The sequence below is a fragment of the Heyndrickxia sp. NPDC080065 genome, assembly GCF_050281185.1.
Classification (GTDB): domain Bacteria; phylum Bacillota; class Bacilli; order Bacillales; family Bacillaceae_C; genus Heyndrickxia.
The window spans coordinates 273114-296468 of the sequence record NZ_JBNNWS010000002.1 but is presented as its reverse complement, the minus strand read 5'-3'; the positions used below and the strand labels follow the sequence as shown (position 1 = coordinate 296468).

21 protein-coding genes and 3 other annotated features are annotated in these 23355 nt (G+C 34.7%); of the genes, 13 read left to right on the top strand and 8 right to left on the bottom strand.

Annotated features, from left to right (window positions below; translation table 11 throughout):
- Positions 1 to 164: 164 nt before the first annotated feature.
- Both ACQKP0_RS03550 and ACQKP0_RS03545 read right to left on the bottom strand, forming a co-directional pair.
- A complete protein-coding gene (locus ACQKP0_RS03550; protein WP_427404427.1) occupies positions 165 to 1271 on the bottom strand; it encodes a sensor histidine kinase in 1107 nt (368 codons plus the stop codon).
- Entirely contained in the window at positions 1262 to 1981 is a 720-nt protein-coding gene (locus ACQKP0_RS03545; RefSeq protein ID WP_427404426.1) for a response regulator transcription factor, read from the bottom strand. Before ACQKP0_RS03545 ends, ACQKP0_RS03550 begins: the two co-directional genes overlap by 10 nt.
- A gap of 169 nt (positions 1982 to 2150) precedes the next feature.
- On the opposite strand from ACQKP0_RS03545, the gene ACQKP0_RS03540 reads away from it, so the two are divergent.
- From ACQKP0_RS03540 to ACQKP0_RS03530, 3 genes are read left to right on the top strand one after another with little or no spacing between them, the layout of a single operon-like run.
- Positions 2151 to 3074: an ABC transporter ATP-binding protein gene (locus ACQKP0_RS03540; protein WP_427404425.1), complete on the top strand. Its 924-nt coding sequence runs from the start codon at positions 2151 to 2153 to the stop codon at positions 3072 to 3074.
- Positions 3067 to 3771: an ABC transporter permease gene (locus ACQKP0_RS03535; protein ID WP_427404424.1), complete on the top strand. Its 705-nt coding sequence runs from the start codon at positions 3067 to 3069 to the stop codon at positions 3769 to 3771. Before ACQKP0_RS03540 ends, ACQKP0_RS03535 begins: the two co-directional genes overlap by 8 nt.
- Positions 3772 to 3811: 40 nt before the next feature.
- Positions 3812 to 4681, top strand: a complete 870-nt coding sequence (locus ACQKP0_RS03530) for a DUF4097 family beta strand repeat-containing protein (protein ID WP_427404423.1) — start codon at positions 3812 to 3814, stop codon at positions 4679 to 4681.
- Positions 4682 to 4856: 175 nt separating this feature from the next.
- On the opposite strand, the gene ACQKP0_RS03525 is transcribed toward ACQKP0_RS03530, so the two are convergent.
- The gene (locus ACQKP0_RS03525; protein WP_427404422.1) at positions 4857 to 6989 is read right to left on the bottom strand and encodes an MMPL family transporter; all 2133 of its coding nucleotides are present in this window, start codon (positions 6987 to 6989) and stop codon (positions 4857 to 4859) included.
- 282 nt (positions 6990 to 7271) lie between these two features.
- Here ACQKP0_RS03525 and ACQKP0_RS03520 point away from each other — a divergent pair, with 282 nt between their 5' ends.
- Positions 7272 to 8156, top strand: coding sequence for a DMT family transporter (locus tag ACQKP0_RS03520; RefSeq protein WP_427404421.1), 885 nt, complete (start codon positions 7272 to 7274; stop codon positions 8154 to 8156).
- Positions 8157 to 8228: 72 nt separating this feature from the next.
- Here ACQKP0_RS03520 and ACQKP0_RS03515 read toward each other — a convergent pair whose 3' ends face one another.
- Positions 8229 to 8915: an ArsR/SmtB family transcription factor gene (locus ACQKP0_RS03515; RefSeq protein WP_427404420.1), complete on the bottom strand. Its 687-nt coding sequence runs from the start codon at positions 8913 to 8915 to the stop codon at positions 8229 to 8231.
- A gap of 71 nt (positions 8916 to 8986) precedes the next feature.
- Here ACQKP0_RS03515 and ACQKP0_RS03510 point away from each other — a divergent pair, with 71 nt between their 5' ends.
- The 4 genes from ACQKP0_RS03510 (at position 8987) to ACQKP0_RS03495 (ending at position 13957) form a co-directional block, all read left to right on the top strand.
- Positions 8987 to 9322, top strand: coding sequence for an antibiotic biosynthesis monooxygenase family protein (locus tag ACQKP0_RS03510; protein ID WP_427404468.1), 336 nt, complete (start codon positions 8987 to 8989; stop codon positions 9320 to 9322).
- A gap of 368 nt (positions 9323 to 9690) precedes the next feature.
- Positions 9691 to 11220 (top strand): cardiolipin synthase, encoded by a 1530-nt coding sequence (locus ACQKP0_RS03505; RefSeq protein ID WP_427404419.1) that lies wholly within the window; start codon positions 9691 to 9693, stop codon positions 11218 to 11220.
- A gap of 100 nt (positions 11221 to 11320) precedes the next feature.
- Positions 11321 to 11550, top strand: a binding site (T-box leader).
- Positions 11551 to 11588: 38 nt separating this feature from the next.
- Positions 11589 to 11818: a binding site (T-box leader), on the top strand.
- Between the two features lie 40 nt (positions 11819 to 11858).
- Positions 11859 to 12088 (top strand) — a binding site (T-box leader).
- A 48-nt stretch (positions 12089 to 12136) separates the two neighbouring features.
- The gene (gene thrS / locus ACQKP0_RS03500) at positions 12137 to 13351 is read left to right on the top strand and encodes a threonine--tRNA ligase (RefSeq protein WP_427404418.1); all 1215 of its coding nucleotides are present in this window, start codon (positions 12137 to 12139) and stop codon (positions 13349 to 13351) included.
- Between the two features lie 183 nt (positions 13352 to 13534).
- A complete protein-coding gene (locus ACQKP0_RS03495; protein WP_427404417.1) occupies positions 13535 to 13957 on the top strand; it encodes a DUF5391 family protein in 423 nt (140 codons plus the stop codon).
- 56 nt (positions 13958 to 14013) lie between these two features.
- Here the strand turns inward: ACQKP0_RS03495 and ACQKP0_RS03490 are convergent, their stop codons facing one another.
- Positions 14014 to 14712 (bottom strand): Crp/Fnr family transcriptional regulator, encoded by a 699-nt coding sequence (locus ACQKP0_RS03490; RefSeq protein ID WP_427404416.1) that lies wholly within the window; start codon positions 14710 to 14712, stop codon positions 14014 to 14016.
- 90 nt (positions 14713 to 14802) lie between these two features.
- On the opposite strand from ACQKP0_RS03490, the gene ACQKP0_RS03485 reads away from it, so the two are divergent.
- The 4 genes from ACQKP0_RS03485 to ACQKP0_RS03470 all read left to right on the top strand — a co-directional run bounded on the left by ACQKP0_RS03485 (position 14803) and on the right by ACQKP0_RS03470 (position 18485).
- Positions 14803 to 15582 carry an HAD-IIB family hydrolase gene (locus ACQKP0_RS03485; RefSeq protein ID WP_427404415.1) on the top strand — a complete coding sequence of 260 codons (780 nt, stop codon included), beginning with the start codon at positions 14803 to 14805 and terminating at the stop codon, positions 15580 to 15582.
- Between the two features lie 309 nt (positions 15583 to 15891).
- Positions 15892 to 16611 carry a YjjG family noncanonical pyrimidine nucleotidase gene (locus ACQKP0_RS03480; RefSeq protein WP_427404414.1) on the top strand — a complete coding sequence of 240 codons (720 nt, stop codon included), beginning with the start codon at positions 15892 to 15894 and terminating at the stop codon, positions 16609 to 16611.
- 206 nt (positions 16612 to 16817) lie between these two features.
- The gene (locus ACQKP0_RS03475) at positions 16818 to 17909 is read left to right on the top strand and encodes a metallophosphoesterase (protein ID WP_427404413.1); all 1092 of its coding nucleotides are present in this window, start codon (positions 16818 to 16820) and stop codon (positions 17907 to 17909) included.
- A gap of 27 nt (positions 17910 to 17936) precedes the next feature.
- Positions 17937 to 18485 (top strand): short-chain dehydrogenase, encoded by a 549-nt coding sequence (locus ACQKP0_RS03470; protein ID WP_427404412.1) that lies wholly within the window; start codon positions 17937 to 17939, stop codon positions 18483 to 18485.
- Between the two features lie 83 nt (positions 18486 to 18568).
- On the opposite strand, the gene ACQKP0_RS03465 is transcribed toward ACQKP0_RS03470, so the two are convergent.
- Genes ACQKP0_RS03465 through ACQKP0_RS03455 form a run of 3 tightly spaced genes read right to left on the bottom strand, consistent with a single transcriptional unit; the run spans position 18569 to position 21578 of the window.
- Complete coding sequence (locus ACQKP0_RS03465; RefSeq protein ID WP_427404411.1) at positions 18569 to 19978, bottom strand: sensor histidine kinase; 1410 nt, start codon at positions 19976 to 19978, stop codon at positions 18569 to 18571.
- 2 nt (positions 19979 to 19980) lie between these two features.
- Entirely contained in the window at positions 19981 to 20655 is a 675-nt protein-coding gene (locus ACQKP0_RS03460; RefSeq protein WP_427404410.1) for a response regulator transcription factor, read from the bottom strand.
- A 5-nt stretch (positions 20656 to 20660) separates the two neighbouring features.
- Entirely contained in the window at positions 20661 to 21578 is a 918-nt protein-coding gene (locus ACQKP0_RS03455) for a YncE family protein (RefSeq protein ID WP_427404409.1), read from the bottom strand.
- Positions 21579 to 21938: 360 nt separating this feature from the next.
- Between ACQKP0_RS03455 and ACQKP0_RS03450 the strand changes: the two genes are divergently transcribed.
- A complete protein-coding gene (locus ACQKP0_RS03450) occupies positions 21939 to 23339 on the top strand; it encodes a PepSY-associated TM helix domain-containing protein (RefSeq protein ID WP_427404408.1) in 1401 nt (466 codons plus the stop codon).
- Positions 23340 to 23355: the final 16 nt, after the last annotated feature.

Below are 23355 nucleotides of genomic sequence, written 5' to 3'. Positions count from 1 at the left end.
TACTCATTATGAAAGTAGTAAATAACCGTAAAAATCCTACTGCCGATTTTTACTTTGTTGCAGAAAGCAACAATGTTTCAGAAAAGAGCTATTTATTTTCATGAGCTTTAAAATGAATATGATTCACCATCAGTTGGTACTAAAATATTGTTGGAAGTACTTTTTCATCGATGACGTTCTTTTTTCGGTAAGATAATTTCGAATGATGTCCCTTTAGAAGGTTCGCTCTCAACAGAGATTGTACCATCGTGTGCACGGACAAGATTATAGACAATTGCCATTCCAAGTCCAGTGCCATCAGAGGATATATCAGTTGTTGTCCCTCGGTAATATTGTTGAAATAGATTGTCGACTATATGAGAGGGCATGCCAACACCATTATCCATAATGCGGATCATTACTTTCTCATCATTATCAGAAATCTGTGTATAGATATCGATTGGTTCAGGATTGTGAAGAATTGAATTCATTAGAATGTTTTGTAAAACACGCTGCATGAATTTATGATCAAATTCAACATTAATGACAGGCATATCCGTTTTAAAGTGCAGTTTATAGTTCCTTGCTTGTGGATTATTACTAATGTCTGCAACAACCCTTTTTGTAAATTCTACTAAGTCTTGATTCGACTTATTTAAAGGGAATATTCCGTCAGCGTGATTTAACTGTAACACAAGACTTAAATCTTGTATTAAGTCTTCCATATGGTTCCCTTTATCGTTAATTTCTTTGATGAAGGAATGAGCCTCTTCTTTTGACCATTCATACTGTTCATTTAATAATAGTGCTGAATAGCCTGTGATATAAGTCAAAGGTGTTTTTAAATCATGTGAAATCCCCGCAATCCACTCTTGCTTCGCTTGTTCAATTTTTTTTCGCTCGATTTCATTCGCTTGTAATTGCTCGGCTAATGATTGGAGGTGTTGGAGCACCTCCTTATACAGACGGTAGCGCATCCGAAGCTTTCCTTTTCGGTTATTAACTTTTTTCATATTTACAGGTTGATTGTAGGTGCCATGAGAGAGCTGATGAATCCAAACCATTATGAACCCAATTGGACCGCCAAAATACCAGCCAAATAAGCCAATACAAATAAGGGCGCTAGCAGCAAAAATCCATCCTACCAATACACCTTCAGTATTTGTACCAATAAGAACATGGAATAAGGGAAGAAGGCCTTGGAGAATTAAAATAATGCTGAGCCCAGTTCCAAGCATCCAAAGGACAAGTCCTAATGCTAAATGGAGCGTAAATCTTGTTTTTATTCGCATGGAAACGCCTCATTTGGAGGAATAAATTTATAGCCAATTCCTCGTAAATTTACAATAATTTTTGGTTTCCGAGTATCATCACCAAGTTTTTTTCGCAGCTTGGATATATGGATCGTAACGGTTTTTTCTTCCCCAAAAACATCATTTCCCCATACAAATTCATAAAGCTGCGCAGTCGTGAAAATACGATTCGGATTTTTACAAAAGAAATGAAGTAACTCTAGTTCTTTCGCCGTGCATTCGATGTATTGATTTTTAACTATTAAAGTTGCAGATTCAAGATTAAAAGTGAAGTAGCCATAATCATACAAAGTGTTCTGTTGTTGTGAATTTTCATACATTTTTTGACGACGAAGGATCACTTTAATTCTAGCAATTACTTCTAAAGGATTAAAAGGCTTTGTAATATAATCATCTCCACCTATTCCTAACCCTGTTAATTTATCGAAGTCTGTAGAACGCGCACTAACAAATATAATGGGTGTATTCGTATTTTTTCTTATTTCTGTACATAATTCAAATCCACTTATATCTGGGAGCATAATATCAAGCAAAATAATATCATATGTATTCTCTTTGATCCGCTGCAGCGCACCTTTTCCAGTTGATTCTGTGTCTATATTGATGAAATGTTCTTTTCTAAGTGTAATTTCTAATAATTTTAATATACCGATTTCATCATCTACTACTAATATTTTTGCAGATTCCATTTTAATTATCCCTCATTTCACCCAATCCAAGCTTATTTATTATTCCCTATGAAAATATTACATGCATTTTCCATAGAGTTTACTTTGATTTTACTTTCATTTAATAAGCTTAATGTAATGAATCAATAAGCTTATTTTAACTCATTGAGGGAAGCAGGAGGAAATAAGAATGGAAACAGTCATTCAAATCAATCATTTATGTAAAACATTTAAGGGAACTGAAACCGTTTCTAATGTAAATATGAATATTAACAAAGGAGAAATTTATGGCTTTTTAGGCCCGAATGGTGCTGGAAAAACAACCATTATGAAAATGATTTTAAATTTAGTAAAACCCTCTTCCGGTGAAATCACCGTTTTGAATAAACCTGTTTTAACAACATCCTATCAATATTTAAAGAAAATAGGCAGCATCATTGAATACCCGGTGTTTTATGACCGACTGACAGCAAAGGAAAATTTAGAGCTGCATTGTGAATACTATGATTTTCATGATAAAAGTGCAATCAATGAAGCTTTGAAAATTGTCGGTCTTACCGGTGTGGAGCATAAAAAAATTCCTGAATTTTCATTAGGGATGAAGCAGAGATTAGGGATTGCACGAGCGATTGTTACAAAACCAGAAATTCTTATTCTTGATGAACCTATCAATGGACTTGATCCAATTGGTATTAAAGACATTCGGGAGCTTCTGCTGCTTTTAAAAGAGGAATATGGAATTACGATATTAATTTCTAGTCATATTGTTTCAGAGATTGAATCGATAGCAGATACCATCGGCATTATTCATAAAGGGAAATTATTAAAAGAAGTGAAAATGGAAGAAATCAGAAAGGAAAATGTCGAGTATCTTGAAATTAAAGTAGACAATTTGAATAAAGCTTTACGTGTATTAGAAGATCATTTAGGAATCAAAAAGTATGAAAAAGTAGATCATCATATGATTCGGATTTTTGACCAAGATGCCTCTCATTCTCAAATCAATAAAGAATTAATTATGAATGAAGTCATCGTAAACGGAATGGAAAAAAAGCAACACAATTTGGAAGAGTACTTCTTAAATCTTATTAATGGAGGTGAGCAACATGCTTAAACTGATGAAACTAGAATGGAAGAAAAACCGCTTATCTAGTTATTTTAAAGGATTAACCATTTGTATTATATCTATCTTTGCGGCTGTTGGTCTTATGGGATGGGGTTCTGAACGTCAGAACGATCCAATGTTTCCGGATTATTTTGAATACATGTCATTAACAAATATTTTTATTAGAATTGTATTCATCATTTTTTCAGCGGTTATTTTATCACGTTTAGTCATTGATGAATACAGGAGTAATTCGATTCAATTATTGTTTACATATCCATTGCAACGGAAAAAATTAATTCTAGCTAAATTATCCATTGTCTTTATATTTTGTTTTATTAGCATAATTATTGCTACTAGTATTATCAATATATTAGTCTACTTTTTAAATCCAATTATAGGATTTTTTGAAAAGCCTGTTAGTATTAGCGAAATCATTTCTACACTTCCAACTATCCTCATTACTGCATTTATGATGGCTGGAATCAGTCTGATTCCTTTATATTTTGGGATGAGGAAAAAATCGAATGCTGCAACCATTACTTCAGCAGTATTAATTGGATTTTTAATTAACGCAACTGTTTCTAATGGAGGTAGTCAAACTAGTTTGTTTCAATTCATCGGGGTACCAATAGGATTCTGTCTATTAGGTCTTATCATTGGGTATCTTTCTTTCCGGAAAATCGATAAATTGGATGCAAACTAATGGATGTTAAAGAAGCTTAAAATGAAATGAGGAATATAAAATGAAAAAAACGTTAGCCGCTATTACTATTGTACTTATTGCAATTGGTGGATCAGCTTGCAGCATTAAAGATGTGGGGAAAAAGAATGTTGAAATAAAAAAATCCTTCGCAGTAGATCGTATTAATGAAATAGAAATAAATAATGAATCTTGGGATGTTGAGTTTAAACATACTGAATCCAAAAAAATAACTATTGCTGCTGAAGGAAAACAGCTAGACAAAGAGAAAGATCCTGTAACAATTGAAAATGATGGAAATAAAATAATAGTTAAACAGCAAGACAAAAAAGGAGGGCGTCAAGGATTCAGCTTCGGAAAGAAGGGGACGATATTGATTTCCATTCCGCAGAATGGAGTAGATACTATTACTTTAAATAATAGTGATGGCGATATAAAAATGAAGGATGTAACGACCAAAAACATTGTCATTTTAAACGAAGCTGGTAGTGAAAAAATTGAAGGACTATCAGCTGACAAGGGGAAGTTTACATCAAAAGATGGGGAAGTACAATTAAATCATAGTTCGTTAAAGGAATTAACTGTAGATTCCACTGCAGGTGATATTTATATGAAAAGTGTGATAAGTCCTAAGATGAAAATCACTTCAACAGATGGGGAAGTATCAATCAAAGATACAAAAGAAGGAGAATCATTATTTATCGAAACAAAATCAGGAGATATCACTGTCACTTATAAAGAAGCTCCCACTTCATTGACACTTACTGCTAATAGTGATTCATCAGATATTACTGTTGCTTTGGATCATTTTAATAGAAAAAATAATACTGAGAAATCAAAAGAAGGCAGCATTGGTGATGGAGCAAATAAAGTAGAGCTCTTAAGTAAAAATGGAATTATAAATGTAAAATAAATGAAACTGAAGAACAAAAGATACCCCTACTTTCGAAAGTAGGGGTAATTGCATTCTAGGATTCTTGGGCATCTTTTCGTGAAAAATTTTAAAATCTATATAGGTACAAGCTAGTTTGGTTAAGATATCGATTCGAAAGCAAAAAGTTCACAAATTGAGCCTTATAAAAGTTATTTTAATGCCACCCTCCTGCTTTATATGGTCCTTTTCTAAAAGGAAGCCACCAATTCCACTTTCCAAATAGCTTCATTAAGCTTGGGACGAGTAAAAGACGAATAATGGTCGCATCGATGGCGACAGCGATAGCAATCCCGACACCGATCTGTTTTACGGGCATAACATCTGTAAAGGCAAAGGCACCTGTTATAACAATCATAATGAGTGCTGCGGATGTAATAATTTTGCTCGTCGTCGCTAGTCCTTCCACCGTGGCACGATCATTATCTAATGAGGTTGCATACTCTTCTTGCATCCTCGAAATAAGGAACACCTCATAGTCCATACTTAAGCCAAACACAAGACTAAAGATGATGACAGGAATAATAAGCGCAATCGTACCTGGCGACAAGCCAAAATGGCCGTATTGGAAAATGTAGACGAGAATCCCAAACGTCGCAGATAATCCTACGATGTTCATCAATATTGCTTTAATGGGAATCAATATCGACCGGAAAGCAATCATCAAAATGAAAAAGGTTGAAACAATAATGACAGTGAGAACGAGCCAAATTTTATTAGCGATCTCATCGAATATTTCCTGATTAAATTTTGGCTGACCTCCGACAATAAGGTCAAATGAGTTTCCCTTCTCTGATAAATGACGAACCCAATCTTGGGCTTCGTTTGAAGCAGCTGAAGCTTTTAGCGTTACCGGGATAAATAGCTGATCATCTTTTACAAATGAGTTCCATAAGGGTTTAAGAGCTGCTTTCCTCTCTTGAGCTGTCCATGCTTGTTCCCATTCCATTGGCGAGTTTATTCCACTTAGTGAAAAGATGGTTGTCACTTTGTCTACAAGTGGATCTTTTAAAAAATTCTCTTCTAATTTCTTTATTTGCTTTAAGCCATCTAAATCTTGCCAGCCCTTCTCACGTGTCGCAACGACATAAACAGAGGATTTTTCTCCAAGTCCAAATTCATCCTCAAGTAATTCATATGCTTGGCGAGAATCATATGAAATGGGCAATGAATCGATTTGTGGGATGGTTAACTTCATGTTTCGAGCTGGGATAAGGGCAATTCCTAATAAAATGAGCGCTATTACAGTAATCGTGATTGGTCGCTTGATTACGCCATTTGCGAACAAACGCCAATGATTCGTGTCATTTTGTTTTATTTTTAATACTTGCCATTTATCAATTCGATCACCTAATACGATTAAAATAGAAGGCAGTAACGTTATGGAACTAATCACCGCCATCGCCACTACAATCATTCCACCAATCGCAATATTTTGGAAAATATCTACTTCAATGAACAGCATCGCTCCAAGTCCAATAAACACACAAAAGGCAGAAAAGATAACCGACCGTCCTGCTGTTCCAATTGTTGTTGAGACAGCTTCAAGTGATGTTGACCTTTTTCGTTCTTCACGATAGCGACTAATAAACAACAAAGCAAAATCAATGCTTAATGCAAGACCGAGCATCGGAATAATATTAAGGATAAAAATAGAAAGGTCCACATGATCCCCTAAAATTGTTAATATCCCAAACGACACAATGATCGTACTTAAACCGATCATTAGCGGGATAAATGCAGCAATGACAGTTCCAAATGAAAATAAGAGGACAATAATAGCAATTGGAAGACCAATCGCTTCTGCAATCATAAGATCCCGTTGACTTGCTGTATTAATATCCTTTGAAATCGCAGGTGCACCAGTTAAAACAATTCCCTTTTCATCTCCGATAGCATCACGTATATTTGTTACAATGTTCGACATATCTGCATCTTCATCATTAAATTGAAGCAATGCATAAGATAGATGTTTTTTATATAACGAAGAATCCTCCAATGGAGAAGTAATCTGGGATGTAACGCCCATTTTTTCAATCTTATTAAGGATCTCCTCTATTTTTTCATCCTTCACTTGTTCGAAAACAAGAAACATCGTTTCTATAGGCATGTTAAATGTATTTGCAGCGATTTCCGTTACTGCTGCATATTCACCATTCATTCGAAACCCATCGCCTTTAAGCATCGATGGAAGACGGACAGCGAAAAAGGCAATTACTACTACAAGCACAACCCAAGTAACAATAATATATTTATAAGCTTTCGTGATAAACCATGCTAGAGTGCGCATACTCTCTTCCCTTCACTATGTACGAGTTGCTTTCTCCTATTAGTTTTGCCAATAAGAAGAAACTTGTTTCATAACATAAGAGGAAAAGTAGAGAATATTACTTTTGTTAGTCCAGGTAGGTTACTAAAGACTTATACAGGTAGAAAGTGAAAAGGTGCTGAGACTCAAGTTTTGATCAGAATCCAAAATATCTCTCTTTACATTCCATATTTCGATAAATGTTGAATTATTCAGCAGTTATAATAGCCATAGTTTGGATTATTATTTTAAGGGAGATAAAAAATGAATAAATTTAAATTTACATTGCTGCTGCTTTTAACAACATTTTTAATGGGCTCTTCTTTTGCCGTAGTTAAGATTGGATTACCTTATTCATCTCCTCTGCTATTAGCAGGACTACGTTTTACAATTGCCGGAATCATAATGGGAGTAATCGTGATCGCTTTAAAAAGACCGCACCCAAAGTCCAAAGGAAACTGGATAAAAATGCTGATCATTGGTGCTTTCCAAACAGCAGGTGTTATGGGATGTATTTTTTTAAGTCTTCGAACAATTTCAGCTAGTGAATCTTCAATTCTTACATTCACTAACCCGTTACTGGTGGTTGTATTTGGTACGATCTTTTCACAAGCACACTATAAACTTTATCAATGGATTGGTGTTCTTTTAGGACTAGTAGGGGTAGGTATCACAATGGGGGCGCAAATTGAATTTAAGATCGGCATTCTTTTCGGAATTCTTTCTGCAGTTTTTTGGGCGATTTCCACGTTATTAGCGAAAAAATGGGGAGCGTTTTTTGATACATGGGTTCTATCAGCGTATCAGATGCTTTTTGGTGGTTTAATACTTTTACTTGGGAGCTTTATTCTTGAAAATCCAGTTTTCAGTTTGAATGGAAAGTCATTATTCATTCTATTTTGGCTAAGTATAATGTCTTCTATTGTTCAATTTGCTGTATGGTATTATCTTTTACAAAAGGGTGATCCAGGTAAGACGAGTGCATTTTTATTTTTGGCACCTTTCTTCGGTGTATTGTCTGGATGGTTACTATTAGGAGAACCGTTATATCCTTCGCTCATAGCTGGCGGCTTATTTATAATTATCGGTATTTATCTTGTAAATAGTAACTTCCAGCAGAAAAGTAATGTAGTTAAAAGAACTTTATAGTTTGGTAGCTATATGGAAAAACCACCTCTTAAATGATTTTAATCTGTGTACTAAGATGGTGGTTTTCTCAAATTAGACATGTAAATAAAAAACTTGTTTAAATCCTACTTTCCCTTTATCAGTGACTTTTACTGCACGAATAGATGGAACACGAACAATCCAGCCTAAATCAAACAAGTGTGAAAGAAGCTCGTGACCTAGTGCACCAGCAAGATGATGATGACGCTCACTCCAGTCTAAACATGCATGAGAGAATGAACGGCGTTTTCTTTTTAATTCATCTAAGTTAATACCGAAATCAGTAAAGAACTGTTCTCCTTTCGGTGTAACTTCAAATTCTTTCTCTTCTTTTTTCAAATAACCAGCGTCCACCATTGATTCGGTTAAGTTAACTCCCAATTTGCCTGCTAAATGGTCGTAACAGGTTCTTGCTTCTCGAATTAACTTTACTTGGCTGGATTGTTTGAATGAGCGCACTTCTGGAGGTGGAGAAATTGTAAGTAACGATTCCAAAATACGTGCAACTTCTTCATTGGCTAACTGATAATACCGATGGCGTCCATGTTTTTCAACATTAACCAGATGTCCTTCCACCAATTTAGAAAGGTGAAAGCTGGCTGTTTGAGGTGTTATCCCAGCCATAAAAGCTAATTCACTAGCTGTATGAAAACGTCCGTCCATTAAACTTGTTAAGATCGATGCGCGTGATGTTTCTCCAAGGAGGGAAACAACTTCTGCAATATTTGGATTAATACTCATTTTTACCACCCTTTCTACATCCATATTTCGATTATAGTCGAAGTGTTGAATGCCGACAATCAATAGAAACAATTTTTCAAGGAGGTTACATAATGAATAAATATTATGCAGTAATTTTTATTTCTAAAAGAAGTGAACAAGATCTAGAAGGGTATACAAGAATGGCAGACAGAATGGAAGAGTTAGCAAAATTGCAACCTGGATTTATTAATGTTGAGAGCTCAAGAGATTCTGAAGGTCACGGTATTACAGTTTCCTATTGGGAATCCCTAGAAGCGATTCAAAAGTGGAAAGAAAATTCGAAGCATAAAGCAGCACAACAAAGAGGAAAAGATACATGGTACAGCAATTACCATGTGCAGATTTGTGAGGTGATTAGAGAGTATTCTTTTAATGAAAGTGAATGATTGTGACACAAGACATTTAATCTAAAGTTAGGGATTTCGACAGACCCCTAACTTTAACTTTTTGATGCTATCACTTGGTAATAGTGTAAAACAAATATATTTTGTTTTTTTATTCTCCAATTCCATATAAAAGTAAACATCCAATAATGGAAATCGCATCCTTGATTAAATCCATGCTATCTATTTGCCTGTCTTTGTAAGGGAAGAAATAACGCTTTGAAAATCAACTTTTTTATAGATAAAATTATATGTAAATAAATTTATTTACATATAATTGTTATGTAATATCTATAAATAGAGTATTTCTGTCAATTCCCTCAAGATGGCAATATTACAAATATAAGAAAGCATAGGTGAATTTCATTCATATGAAAAATCGGATCATTCAATTGTTATTTGTTTTTACAGTTATGACGATTATTATTTCTCTCCTAAATAAATCCTTCATATCGTTATATACTCTTCTGGGCGTATTATGGTCTATCACCATTATTGCAATTGCTTTCGTTATTTTTATAGAAAATCGCTCGCCACAAAGTACACTTGCATGGTTTTTAGTATTGGCCTTGCTCCCAATAGTCGGCGTATTATTATACTTTTTATTTGGTCGAAGTCGTTGGAGACGAAAAAAACATTTGCATCGTGTAGAAGAACGAAGAAAAATATTTCGTGAAATATTAGGAGCAACACGAATCAATTCAGTAATCCCTTCTGTACAGAATGAGAAATCGGTCCAACTTATGAAAGTTGTACAAAAATTTGGTGGCGGCCCTGCCGCAAACGAGACGACAACTAAGCTACTGACCAATGGAGAAGAAACATTTGCAGAAATAATAAAAGCCATCGAAAATGCTCAGCATCATATTCATATTCAGTACTATATTTATCGATCTGATGAAATAGGGGAAAAGCTTCGAAATATATTAATTAAAAAAGCACAAACAGGTGTTATCGTGCGATTTTTATATGATGGCCTTGGGAGCTATTCTTTGCGAAAACGTTTCCTAAAACCGATGAAAGAAGCAGGCATCGAGGTCATTGAGTTCGATTCCATTCTTTCACCTTGGCTGCTCGAAACAGTAAATTATCGTAATCATCGTAAAATTGTCATTGTGGATGGGAAAATTGGTTTTACTGGAGGACTTAATGTTGGTGATGAATACCTTGGCCGATCTAAAAAATTTCCTGTTTGGCGAGATAGTCATTTAAAAATCGAAGGGAAGGCACTGTATAAACTACAAGCAATTTTTCTTGAAGATTGGGTTTATGCTTCTAGTGGTTTAAACTCTTATTCCTGGGAACCATATTTAACAAAACAATATTTTCCTAATGATGGTGTTCCAGATGCTGAAGGCGCTGTTCAAATTGTTGCAAGCGGACCGAGTTCACATGATACAAGCATACGTAATGCTTTATTAGCGGCGATGGGATCGGCAAAAAAATCAATTTGGATTGCTACACCATATTTTATTCCAGACCAAGAAACATTAACATTATTGCGGTTAAGTGCAATCGCTGGAATTGACGTTCGTATTCTCTATCCAGGTAAAAGCGATAGTTTGATTAGTGATCAAGCCTCCCAATCTTACTTTGCCCCACTGCTAGAGGCGGGTGTCTCCATTTACCGCTACAAAGATGGTTTCATGCATGCAAAGATTGTACTGATTGATGATGAAATCGCAACAATCGGAACTGCAAATATGGATATTCGCAGCTTTGAGCTTAATTACGAGCTTATTGCCATACTATACGAATCTACAGCAGTTGTAGGTATCAAACGTGATTTCGAACAAGATTTTAGAGTATCTACAGAAGTTCGTTGGGAAGACTTTCAAAAACGCAGCATTCGGAAGCGGATTTTAGAATCCTTAATGCGCTTAATCTCCCCACTTCTGTAACTGGGACAGTAAACCCGACCCCTTGTCCCATTTGCCTATTGACTTTTAAAAATTTCTATCCTATAATTCTAAAAACAAATATTTACTAAAATGTATTTTTATAAAAGCTTTGAAAAGGACATGAGCTTTCTTGATATTCTTATTAGAGAACAGGGTCAATGGCTGGAAGCCCTGAAGAATAGAGAATGACTTACCACCTTTGAGCTATTATGGGGAAAAGGAAATCTAAGAGTATCCATAATCGGGAGACCGTTATCGTATATGAGCATAATGTGTTATCAATATGCATTATGAAAATAGGGTGGCACCACGACCGCACTCGTCCCTTGTCTAGGGATGAGTGCGTTTTTTATTTTAAAAGTAAATAGAATCAAGCGATGAAAAGGACATGAATCTTTCTAATCTTTCTTAACAGAGAACAGGGTCAATGGCTGAAAGCCCTGAAGAAAAGAGAATGATTTACCACCTTTGAGCTATTATGGGGAAAAGGAAATCCAGAGTATCCATAATCGGGAAAACCGTTATTAAATTGAGCGTAATGTATCGTTATTGTGCATTATGAAAATAGGGTGGTACCACGACCGCACTCGTCCCTTGTATAGGGATGAGTGCGTTTTTATTTTTAAAAAGTAAATAGGAATAATGCGATGAAAAGGACATGAATCTTTCTAATCTTTCTTAACAGAGAACAGGGTCAATGGCTGAAAGCCCTGAAGAAAAGAGAATGATTTACCACCTTTGAGCTATTATGGGGAAAAGGAAATCCAGAGTATCCATAATCGGGAAAACCGTTATTAAATTGAGCGTAATGTATCTTCATCATGCATTACGGAAATAGGGTGGCACCACGACCGCACTCGTCCCTTATATAGGGATGGGTGCGTTTTTTTATTAAAAAAATTTAGGAGGAATGAGCATGTCAATCGAAAGGGAAGCAGAAAAGAGAAATCATCGCAAATTGGGTCAAGAATTGGAATTATTTATGTCCATGGAGGAAGCTCCAGGAATGCCATTTTTCTTGCCAAAAGGAATGGTTATTCGTAATGAATTAGAAAATTACTGGAAACAAAAACAACAAAAAGCTGGGTATCAGGAAATAAAGACACCTATTATGATGAAGCAAGAGCTTTGGGAACAATCTGGACATTGGGACCATTATCATGAAAATATGTATTTTTCCAATGTAGATGAACAAAACTATGCTATTAAACCAATGAATTGTCCAGGGGCGGTACTAATTTTTAACAGTAAGCGAAGAAGCTATCGAGAGCTTCCTATCCGATTTGCAGAACTAGGATTAGTACATCGCCATGAATTATCGGGATCTTTAAATGGACTTTTAAGAGTTCGCGCTTTTACTCAAGATGATGCCCATTTATTTGTTCGAGAAGATCAAATTGAATCTGAAGTGGATAAAGTGCTTGATTTAATTGATGAGTTTTATTCTGAATTTGGTTTTAGTTATAAAATCGAACTTTCTACTCGTCCTGAGGATCATATGGGTTCAGCAGAAATATGGGAAAAGGCAGAATCAGCTTTAGAGTCTGTGCTACAGAAAAAGGAGTTGCCTTATCAAATTAATCATGGGGATGGAGCGTTTTATGGTCCAAAAATAGATTTTCACATTCTCGATTCATTAGGAAGAAGCTGGCAGTGTGGTACAGTTCAATTGGACTTCCAAATGCCTGGAAAATTCAATTGTCAGTATATTGGAGAAGACAATAAGCCACATGTTCCAATCATGATTCATCGGGCAATATATGGATCTGTTGAACGTTTTATGGCCATTTTAATTGAGCATTTTGCAGGTGAATTTCCATTGTGGCTATCTCCAGTACAAGCAAGAATCTTACCGATATCGGATGCACATATACCCTATGCCTATCAAGTGAAGGAGCATTTAGAATCAGCTGGATTACGAATTGAGGTAGATGATCGAGTAGAGAAAATGGGCTTAAAAATTCGAGAAGCTGAAAAGCAAAAGGTCCCATATATGATGATTATAGGTGATCAAGAAGTAGAGAATAAATCTCTTGCGATTAGAAAGCATAGAGAAGGGAATCTTGGTCAGATGAATATCGAGGCAGTTGTCAACCGATTAAAAGAAGATCAAAATAAGAAAAAACTGTAATCCAAATAATCCTCTAGAAGGTTGTAGCTTTTAGGGGATTATTCAATGAAAAATACTGGAATTATAATCCTTATTTGCTATGTATCTGGTATACTGTGAATGAGGCTAATTAATTTTAGTTTCGTAGAACCAATTTACTTTTAAAAAACCTATAAATTTTCAATTAGGAAAGAAGTGAATTTGATGAAATCTAAGAAAAAAGTAATTTTGATGACGATTGTTTCTGCTGTGCTCTTTTGCTCTTTAATCATCGTAACTTCACTTTCTCCGCTTTCTGATTTAGGGGCAAATGCCAATAAATTTAATACGTTTGGAATGTGGAGTGCAGTTGGTATGATTCTTTTCTTTTACATCCTCCCCCTACTTTTATATATGGTAGGAGTGAATGCAATGAAATTTGTTATGGCGGTTTTTTGTGGATTTGGGATAGTAATATATCTTCCCGTCATTCCAATGGTTTTAGTGTTGGGAGCAACTAAACACATCTTCCCTGATTTAATAGGAGTTATGGTCACTTGTTTTGCAGGAATTATTGCCAACATCATTTGGTTTTACACAGCTTTTCGATCATCAAGGAGAAAGAAATCCGTTATACCTAATATTTAGGAATAACGGATTTTTTCTTTGCAAATAGTTTTTATGAATATCCTCAAAAAGGAAAGTTATTCATAGCGAATATCATTTGATAAATTTTCTAAAGCGGACCAATTTAATATATGTATGGAATCTCTATTTCTTTTAATGATTTTCTTTTCGGAAAGAGAGGAGAGAACGCGATTTAAATGGCGATGAGTAGTTCCAAGCAGGTTAGCTATTTCTCCAATATTTGCTGTCCTTAGTTCCTTGCCAAAATGGTTTTCGTGTTTGGATGATAGTGTAGACATAAGGTAACTCGCGAAACGATTTTCAACTGATGCTAATAAATTCACACGTGAAGCGGTAGTACAAGTTTGAAGCTTATAGCTTAAATGATCTAATAGTGTGTGTAGCAGCTTAGGATTGTTTATTTGCTGATTTTTAATATATTCAAAGGATAATCCAATTAATAAGCATTCACTAACAGCTTCGATTTGTGATTGTACTGGTACACCACGAATCAGTTCAATATCACCAATAATGGAAAAAGGATGGCTAAATCGTAGTAGGAGTGATTTGCCTGTTACTACGCTTGATGTTACTTTCACTTTTCCCTCCACTAAAAATAAAAGTAACGTTAGATCTATTCCTTCATGAAGAATGATTTCACGTGGATCATACTTTTGTAATGTAAACGGTATATGCTGAGTAGATCCAAACATTTCTTCAAAATGATACTTTGTTAAATGACTTTTAAGTAAAGATTCATCTTGAATAAGTTTCATCCGCTCTCTCCTTTCTCTGGACATATGTCCTTTTCATTATACGATGAACTGATATGATAGATTAATAAAAAGATACAGGGGTGTCATAGAATGAAATTCGTATTTGATTTGGACGGAACAATTTGCTTTAAAGGACAGCCAGTTTCTGAAAAAATCCTCTTATCATTAGAGGAATTAGTTTCACATGGGCACGGAGTCATTTTTGCTTCAGCAAGACCTATTCGTGACTTATTGCCTGTATTGGACGAGCGCTTTCACCATTATCCTATGATTGGCGGAAATGGCTGTATGGTTGCAGATGAGGGAAAAATAGTATCTACTGTAAGCTTTGATCAAGTAGTTCTTTACGACATTATCCAATTAATCGAGAAATATAATATTACTTATTTAATAGATGGTGATTGGAACTATGCATATACTGGTTCAGCTGAACATCCTATTTTGCGTAATCTTGATCCACAAAAACGTGCAAAGAATGTTTCTATAAATGAACTGCAATCTATTATGAAAATCTTAATCTTAACATCAACGAATATGAAAGCAGTAGAAGAACAGCTTCATCACATCGATGCAGTTGTGCATGTGCATGGAAATGAAGGAGTTCTTGATATAAGTCCAAAAGGAGTAGATAAATGGAGTGGTCTACAACAGCTTGGTGTAAATGAGGGAGAGTATATTGCATTTGGTAATGATGCAAATGATATTTCCATGTTTCAGCATGCTTTGCACTCTGTCATGATTGGGGACCATGCTCAGCTGGCTTCATTTACTTCAGAGCAATTGCCCTTAAATAAAGACATTGAGAGTTCTATAGTGAAAAAATTAGAAGAGCTAAAATTTTTGTATGAACCTTGTTCAACAAACGCTTGAGCTGTTTTTGTCTAAAGGTAAGAAAGTATAAAATTTTACTAAGGATATTAGACATGAAAAGTGTCTGTTGTGTCTAGCTCCAGCGCCTATCGGCTAGCGGATTTCTCCGTCTTCTCCCTACGATAAGTTAACATCGACTCGTCCCTCGCCGTGTTTCCTTTATCTCAGTCGAAGACTACGAAGGTGAAATTGGCACTTCAAATTTCACTCATCCGTACGCCGATGGGCAAGGCGCTTGCGCTTTTCTTAAATACTCTTTAAAAAGAATGTTATACTAGAATTACAAGCGCAGATATTGGAGGCATTCATATGAAAACCTATCAAACTTTATTATTTGACATAGATAATACTTTATTAGATTTTAATGCAGCAGAAGATTTGGCATTACAATTGCTTTTTGATGAACAAGAAATTCCTTTAACCTCTGAAATTAAGGCACAATATAACAAAATCAACCAAGGTCTTTGGAAAGCTTTTGAAGAAGGAAAAATCAGTCGTGATGAGGTTGTGAATACTCGCTTCTCCATATTATTTAAGGAGTATTACGGTCAAGAGGTTGATGGAGTCTTACTTGAAGAGAAATATCGCAGCTACTTACAAGAAGGGCACCAGTTAATTGATGGAGCTTTTGACCTGATCGCAGCCTTACAAAATAAGTATGACTTATATATAGTTACAAATGGTGAGTCCGAGACACAATATAAACGCTTACGAGATTCAGGATTATATCCGTTATTTAAGGATATCTTTGTTTCAGAAGATACGGGCTTTCAAAAGCCTATGAAGGAATATTTTGATTATGTTTTTGCCCGAATTCCACATTTTTCTGCAGAAAAAACGTTAATCATCGGAGATTCCTTAAGTGCAGACATTAAAGGAGGATACCTAGCCGGAATAGACACCTGCTGGATCAACCCTGGAATGAAGCCCAATGATACTGATATTGTTTCGACTTATCATATTCAAAAGCTTGAAGAACTATATCCGATTTTAAACGTAGAAAAGAATACAAAAACTTTGAGTCGATAATCTTAATCAAATACCGCAATATGGCAAGGATGAGATGGCTATTTATTATTAGCTATCTCTTTTTTTTATAAGTTTTTTAAAGTTTTTTGTAATAAAAATAGTTTTTGAAGAAAATACATTTATTTCTTATAATTAATGATAAGAACGTACGTTTTAATGATGGAGTTATTTATTAAAAATAGATTTAATATTCTGGAGATGATGAAATGATTGATGTAAGATATGTACGACTAGATCAAACCAAACGCATGATAGTAATTTCAGACATACATGCAAATGTAAATCTATTTAAAAAGCTTTTAGAAAAACTACATTATACAGAAGATGATTATCTTTTTATTAATGGTGATCTGTGCGAAAAAGGAGCAGATAGCTTAGAAGTAGTGAAGTATGTAAAGGGGTTATCTAAAAAACCTAATGTTTATGTTACCAAGGGAAATTGCGACTTGCTCCATCGTTATGTTTTAAATGATAATAAGGAAATCATTTCATATATGAAAAAACAAAAGAATTCTATCTTAAATGAAATGCTATCTGTGTTCGGCAAATCACTTGATGATTTTCCTCGTTTTGAAGATGTAGCAGGGCATTATCGTGAATATTTTCAGGATGAAATTGACTGGATCGAATCATTTCCAATTGCCTATGAAACAGATGAATTTATTATTATTCATTCGGGTATTGAAAACATCGAAAATTGGCGGCAAACGGATGAATCCATCGCTTTATACGGTCAAGCCTTTTACGAAAAAGAACATCAAGCCGATAAAATCGTTATTGTCGGACATTGGCCGGTTGTTAATTATCGAGCAGAACAGGTTACTTCAAACAATCCAATCATTGATTTAGATAAAAAAATCATTGCATTGGATGGAGGAAACCAAATCAAAGTTGATGGTCAACTAAATGCATTAATTATTGAAAATGGTACATATTCATTTACATATGTTGATGAGCTGACAGAAGAAATGATTGTTCAGAAAGACTATATCGATAAGACCGGAAGAATAGGAACCGTTACATATCCAAATTACGACTTGCAAATTATTAAACAGGAAGAATATTTTACACTCTGTAAAAATAGTAAATTAGGAAATCAGCAATGGATTAAAAATGAATATTTGATAGATGAAGCGGAACAGACACGTTGCAAGGATGATCTTAGTACCTCTTTCTTATCAGTAAAAGAAGGTGAAAAAGTATCGGTTGTAAATAATGAGTGTGCTGGATATTCTTTAATAAAGAAAGCTAATGGGGAAGTAGGTTGGGTACCGAAAGATTGTTTTGATCTTCAGTAGGTCGATGCATATAAAGGATGTGTATAAATGAAGCATGCACTAGTAGTCGGAGGAACTGGTATGTTAGCGGGTGTATCCCTTTGGCTAGTTAATCAAGGTTATCAAGTATCTGTGATTGGGCGTAATCCTAATCGAATGGAGAGTTTAGCGGGAAAGACAGAAGATAAAAATGCTATCACTCCAGTTCTCGTTGATTATAGTAATGAAGTTTTATTAAAAGAGAATGTAAGGTCAATCATCAAAGAAAATGGTCCAATACAATTGGTCATTGCCTGGATCCATTCTTATGCTGAAAGATCAATAGACATCATTTTACAAGAAGTGTCAAAACAAAACGATAAGTGGAGACTTTATCACGTTTTAGGTAGCAGTAAGAATTTAAATGAAATCAAAAAGAAAATAAGTACACCTGACACCTGTCTATACCGTCAAATACAATTGGGATTTATTCTTGAGAATGATAATTCAAGATGGTTAACCAATGAGGAGATTTCACAAGGGGTCATTGATTCTATTCAAAATGATCGATTGATCTATACGGTTGGAACGATTGAACCTTGGGGAAAGCGTCCATAAATAGAGAATAATTTTAAGACTATGTAAACTTAGCGGAAAATTAATGAACCTCTTCAGATTTGAAGAGGTTTTTGTTGTCTAGCTTACCCTTCTATTTCACTAAAACAAGGAATAATAATCGTAAATTCCGTTCCTTTCTCTTTCTCCGATTCAACATGAATTTGCCCGGAATGTTTTTTGATGATTTGACTACAAATGGAAAGTCCTAAGCCGCTCCCGCCTTTATTGCGTGTTCGTGCTTTGTCTACTCGATAAAATCGTTCAAAAATGTGAGGAAGGTCTTTTTTTGGAATTCCTGGTCCATGATCTTTTATTTTTAAAATAGACAGGTGATCTTCCAGTGATAGCTTGATTATAATGTCTCTTCCGTTTTGACTATAGCTTATAGCATTATGAATTAAGTTAGACAGAACTTGTGCGATCCGATCTTCATCGCCCTCTATAATGATGTCTTCATCTAAAGTCAGATGAACTTGAATTTGTTTATTTTTTAATGCAAGGTCAAAATTATTTATCACGTCGGATATTAACTGTGAATAAACAATAGGGTTCTTTTTCATTGGATAAGAATCGTCCTCTAATTGGGCGAGATCTAGTAAATCATGGACTAAACGAATTAATCGCTCCGTCTCTTTTTGGATGATGATTAATGAATGATTGATCTCTTTTGGATCTTCATAGACTCCTTCCAAAATGGCTTCAGTGTAACCTTTAACATAACTAAGCGGGGTTCTTAGCTCGTGAGAGACATTTTGAAGAAATTGATTTCTTTTCATTTCTACTTCATTTAGTGACTTTGCCATCGTATTTAAAGAAATTGCCAGCTGCCCAATTTCATCTTTATTATGAACGGTTATTTGTTCGGAAAAATCCCCCTTTGCCATTTTCTTTGAGACATTTTCCATTTCCTTCAAAGGCTTTAATAAGTAATTCGTTATTTTATGACCAATCCATACTAATAGGAATAATACGATAACCATAAATATAATCATAAAGGTTCGCAACGGTTTAAATGGTTCATATATATCGTCAATGGGCTGGTAAATAAAAATAGCTCCACTTAATATTTTTTTCTTAAATAATGGTACAGCTACAGCTAATATTTTTCGTTTAAATGTTGGATGATCTCTTATGATAATAACTTCTTTTCCTGATAAAAGTTGTTGTCTTTCTTTAAATGTAATGAGATTACTATCAGGAAAGCCAGTAATCGGAATCCCTGCACTTAATTGCATGGGATCTTCAGTTAAAATGACATTAATATTCGTGCTCTCCTCTGTCCAATGAATCATTTCATGTAATTTATCATGATCCGTTTGAGAGTAGTAATACTTTTTCAATAAGGTTCCTTGTTGTTCTAAACGTTCAATTTGCTTTTCTAAGTAAAACTTTTCATAAAGATAATAAGTTAAAATAACTCCGATAATAATCGTAATGAATGAAATAAACGTGATAGAAATCCAAATTTTACTTTTAATCCGAAGTTTTTTCATAATCAGTCCTCTAGTTTATAGCCTACTCCCCAAATGGTCTTAATACAATCTCCTGATTCCCCAAGCTTTAATCGCAAAGTTTTAATATGTGTATCAACGGTACGTAAGGTTGCTAAATGGTCAAATCCCCAAACATGATCAAGTAATTGTTCTCTTGTGAATACTTTTCCTTTATTCTCAGTTAAAAATAAGAGAAGCCGATATTCTTTTCTTGTTAATTTTACTTTTTCATTTTTAACCATCACTTCTTGACCAAGAGTATTAATCATCATTTCCTTTATTTTAATAATCCCTTTAGGGCCTTTGAAGTTATTGATTCGTCTAAAAATAGCTTCAATCCTTATAACTAACTCCTTAGGACTAAACGGCTTAACTAAATAATCATCGGCACCAATTTTAATTCCATTAATTCGATCATTTTCACTGCTTTTAGCTGTCAACATGATAATTGGAACATTTGAAATGGATCGAATGGATTGGCAAACAGTAAATCCATCAAGACCAGGCATCATCACATCTAAAATGACGACATCAATTGAGTTCGATGAAAATTTATCTAAGGCTTCTTGTCCGTTAGTAACGGCTATGACCTCATACCCTTCTTTTTCTAAAAATGAGGATAGTAAAAAAAGCATTTGTTCTTCGTCGTCTGCAACTAGTATTTTATATGGCTTCAATCAACTCACCTCACATAAATGATATAAGGACCATCTTTTAATTGTATTTGTTCCTCTAGCCTGAAGGAATTTTGATTAATGATACTAAGTGTATTACCGTCTAAGCTGGAAACATAAATTTTCTCGCCGTGACCAGTAATAAAATATGGATTTTCACTTACTTCAATGGGATTGTTGACTGATCCAGTTTTCATATTAACTTGGTAGACCTCGTTCGACCCATGGCAGATTACGTATAAATTTTGGCTCGATGAGGGATGAAAAAATCCAACAGGCATTAACCCAACCTTTATCGTTTTTACCTTTTTCCCAGTTTCTTTATCGTACACATATAAATGATTATTTAATTTTCCATATGGACCGTGAGCCGCCACCCATATGTTATTCCCGTCAAAAAAGAGAGAGGAAGGTCGCTCAATCACTGGAAAAGAACGAATCACTTTTTGTTTTTCGATACTTATTGTAGAAATCGATGCGTTTTTTAAATCGGCAACAAATAATTCTCCTTTTTCCATATCTAGTGCTAGTGAGACAGGAGAATTTCCAACAGTTACTTTAGAAGTGATTTTCATTTTCTTCGTATCGAAAAAATAAATTTGATTCTTTTCTGTATCTGAAAGAAAGCATAAATGCAGCTCAGGTGCTGGAAGTATCATAGATATTCCTTGTCCAATTTTATCTACTTTGTTTACTTTTCCTGTATGCAGATTAAGTGTAAAAAGCCCATCTTCATTCTCTTTAGTGAATAACACGACATCATCGGATAACTTTCCCATCGTTTTGATTACAAAACCTAATTTTTCACTTTTAATGATTTTGTTTTTGGAAATATCATAAAAGGATAAATAAGGTTCTTTTAGAGATGTTATCAGCATCATGTTTTTGTTAGATGGAATATCTATTTTATTTTCACAGCCACTCAATATTAGACATAAAACAATGAGCGGCCAAATCAAATTATTCTTTTTTATGAAAGAGAGAAACACACTCACTTCACCTCGTTTTTTCTCTAATCCTTCTATAAAAATTGTAGGTTATTTTTTCTTTTATTTCATTCTATTTTTAATGAATACAATCATTATAATTCTTAAATGTGAAATATGATTGAAATGTTCATATACATAGCTTTTTTTTCGTTATTCTTCATTCTTTCATCACATTTATTTAGTATGATTCATTACTGTGAAAAGCCAATGATAAATTTCCGTCTTATTTTTATCTTGGTGATGAGGTAAATGGATAGGATGATTGCAAAATGACTTGAAAGAAAAGGAGAAAATAGAATGGAAGCGACAGCAATGAAGAAGTCTATCAACGCAGATAGAGAGCGGAATAGTAAGCAAAAGAAGGCTTCAATTTATCAGACCGTTTGGAGATGGCATTTTTATGCAGGAATTATTTTTGCCCCATTTCTTATTATTCTTGCATTTAGTGGTTCAGTTTATCTATTTAAGCCTCAAATTGAATCGATGCTTTATCACAATCTTTATTATGTTCAAGAAAAAGGCAGCTCCACCTTATCACCATTAGCACAAGTAGCAAAAGTAAAGGAAGCTTATCCAAATGGAGAGATTACATCAATTAAGTATTATGATAGTCCATCCCGAACAACTGAAATTGGTGTAATGGATAAAGGGAAAATGCTATCTTTCTATGTGAATCCGTATAATGGGGATATTTATGGTTCGTTAGATAATGATAAAAAATTCACTGAAATTTTTAAAAAGCTGCATAGCCAATTAATCATTGGAGGAACGATAGCCAATCGAATAGTTGAACTTGCTGCCTGTTGGGCCGTTCTATTATTAATAACAGGATTATATATTTGGTGGCCGCGAAATAAAGCAACTATTTGGGGAATTATTTTACCGAGATTCAAAAAGAAAGGGAGAATCTTTTGGAGAGATCTGCATGCAGTACCCGCTTTTTGGCTTTCTATTTTTATCTTAATATTAATAGCTACTGGACTTCCATGGTCAGGAGTAATGGGGGAAGGGATTAATCGGTTAGCCACTTCTACCAATACAGGCTACCCTCCATTTGCTTTTAGCTGGGGTGAAAAGCCAGAATCAAAGATATTAACAAAGGATATAGCTGAGGATGTGCCTTGGGCAGCTGAAAATCTTCCCGTTCCGGCTTCTAAGACAAATGGATATATGCCACTTTCCCTTGAAGATGTGACGTACATTGCTCAATCAGAAAATATGAAGAAGCCATATACGATTTCTATGCCACAAGGCGAAAAAGGGGTTTATACTGTTTCTGCCTCTGATACGAAGCCTAGTGAAAGTGCTACAATGCATATTGACCAATATTCTGGGGCTGTTTTAAGCAATGTAACCTATAATCAGTATGGAGTTTTAGCGAAAATGATAACGGTAGGGATTGCCCTGCATGAAGGCCGTTTATTTGGTTTAGCTAATCAAATCATTGGTCTAATCGTTTGCTTGGGATTAATTGGTATAGTGATTAGTTCATTTATAATGTGGAGAAAACGGAAGCCTAATGGGAAGTTTGGATCTCCATCACGAGCAAATGATCCTAAAGTTATGAGAACAATCTTTTTTATGATGCTAGCTATGGGAGTCATCATGCCGCTTGTGGGAATTTCAATTATACTTGTGTATTTATTGGACCGCTTTATATTTATGAAAATAAAACCAATTAAAGCTTGGTTAGGCTAAATTATGGAGGGATAGA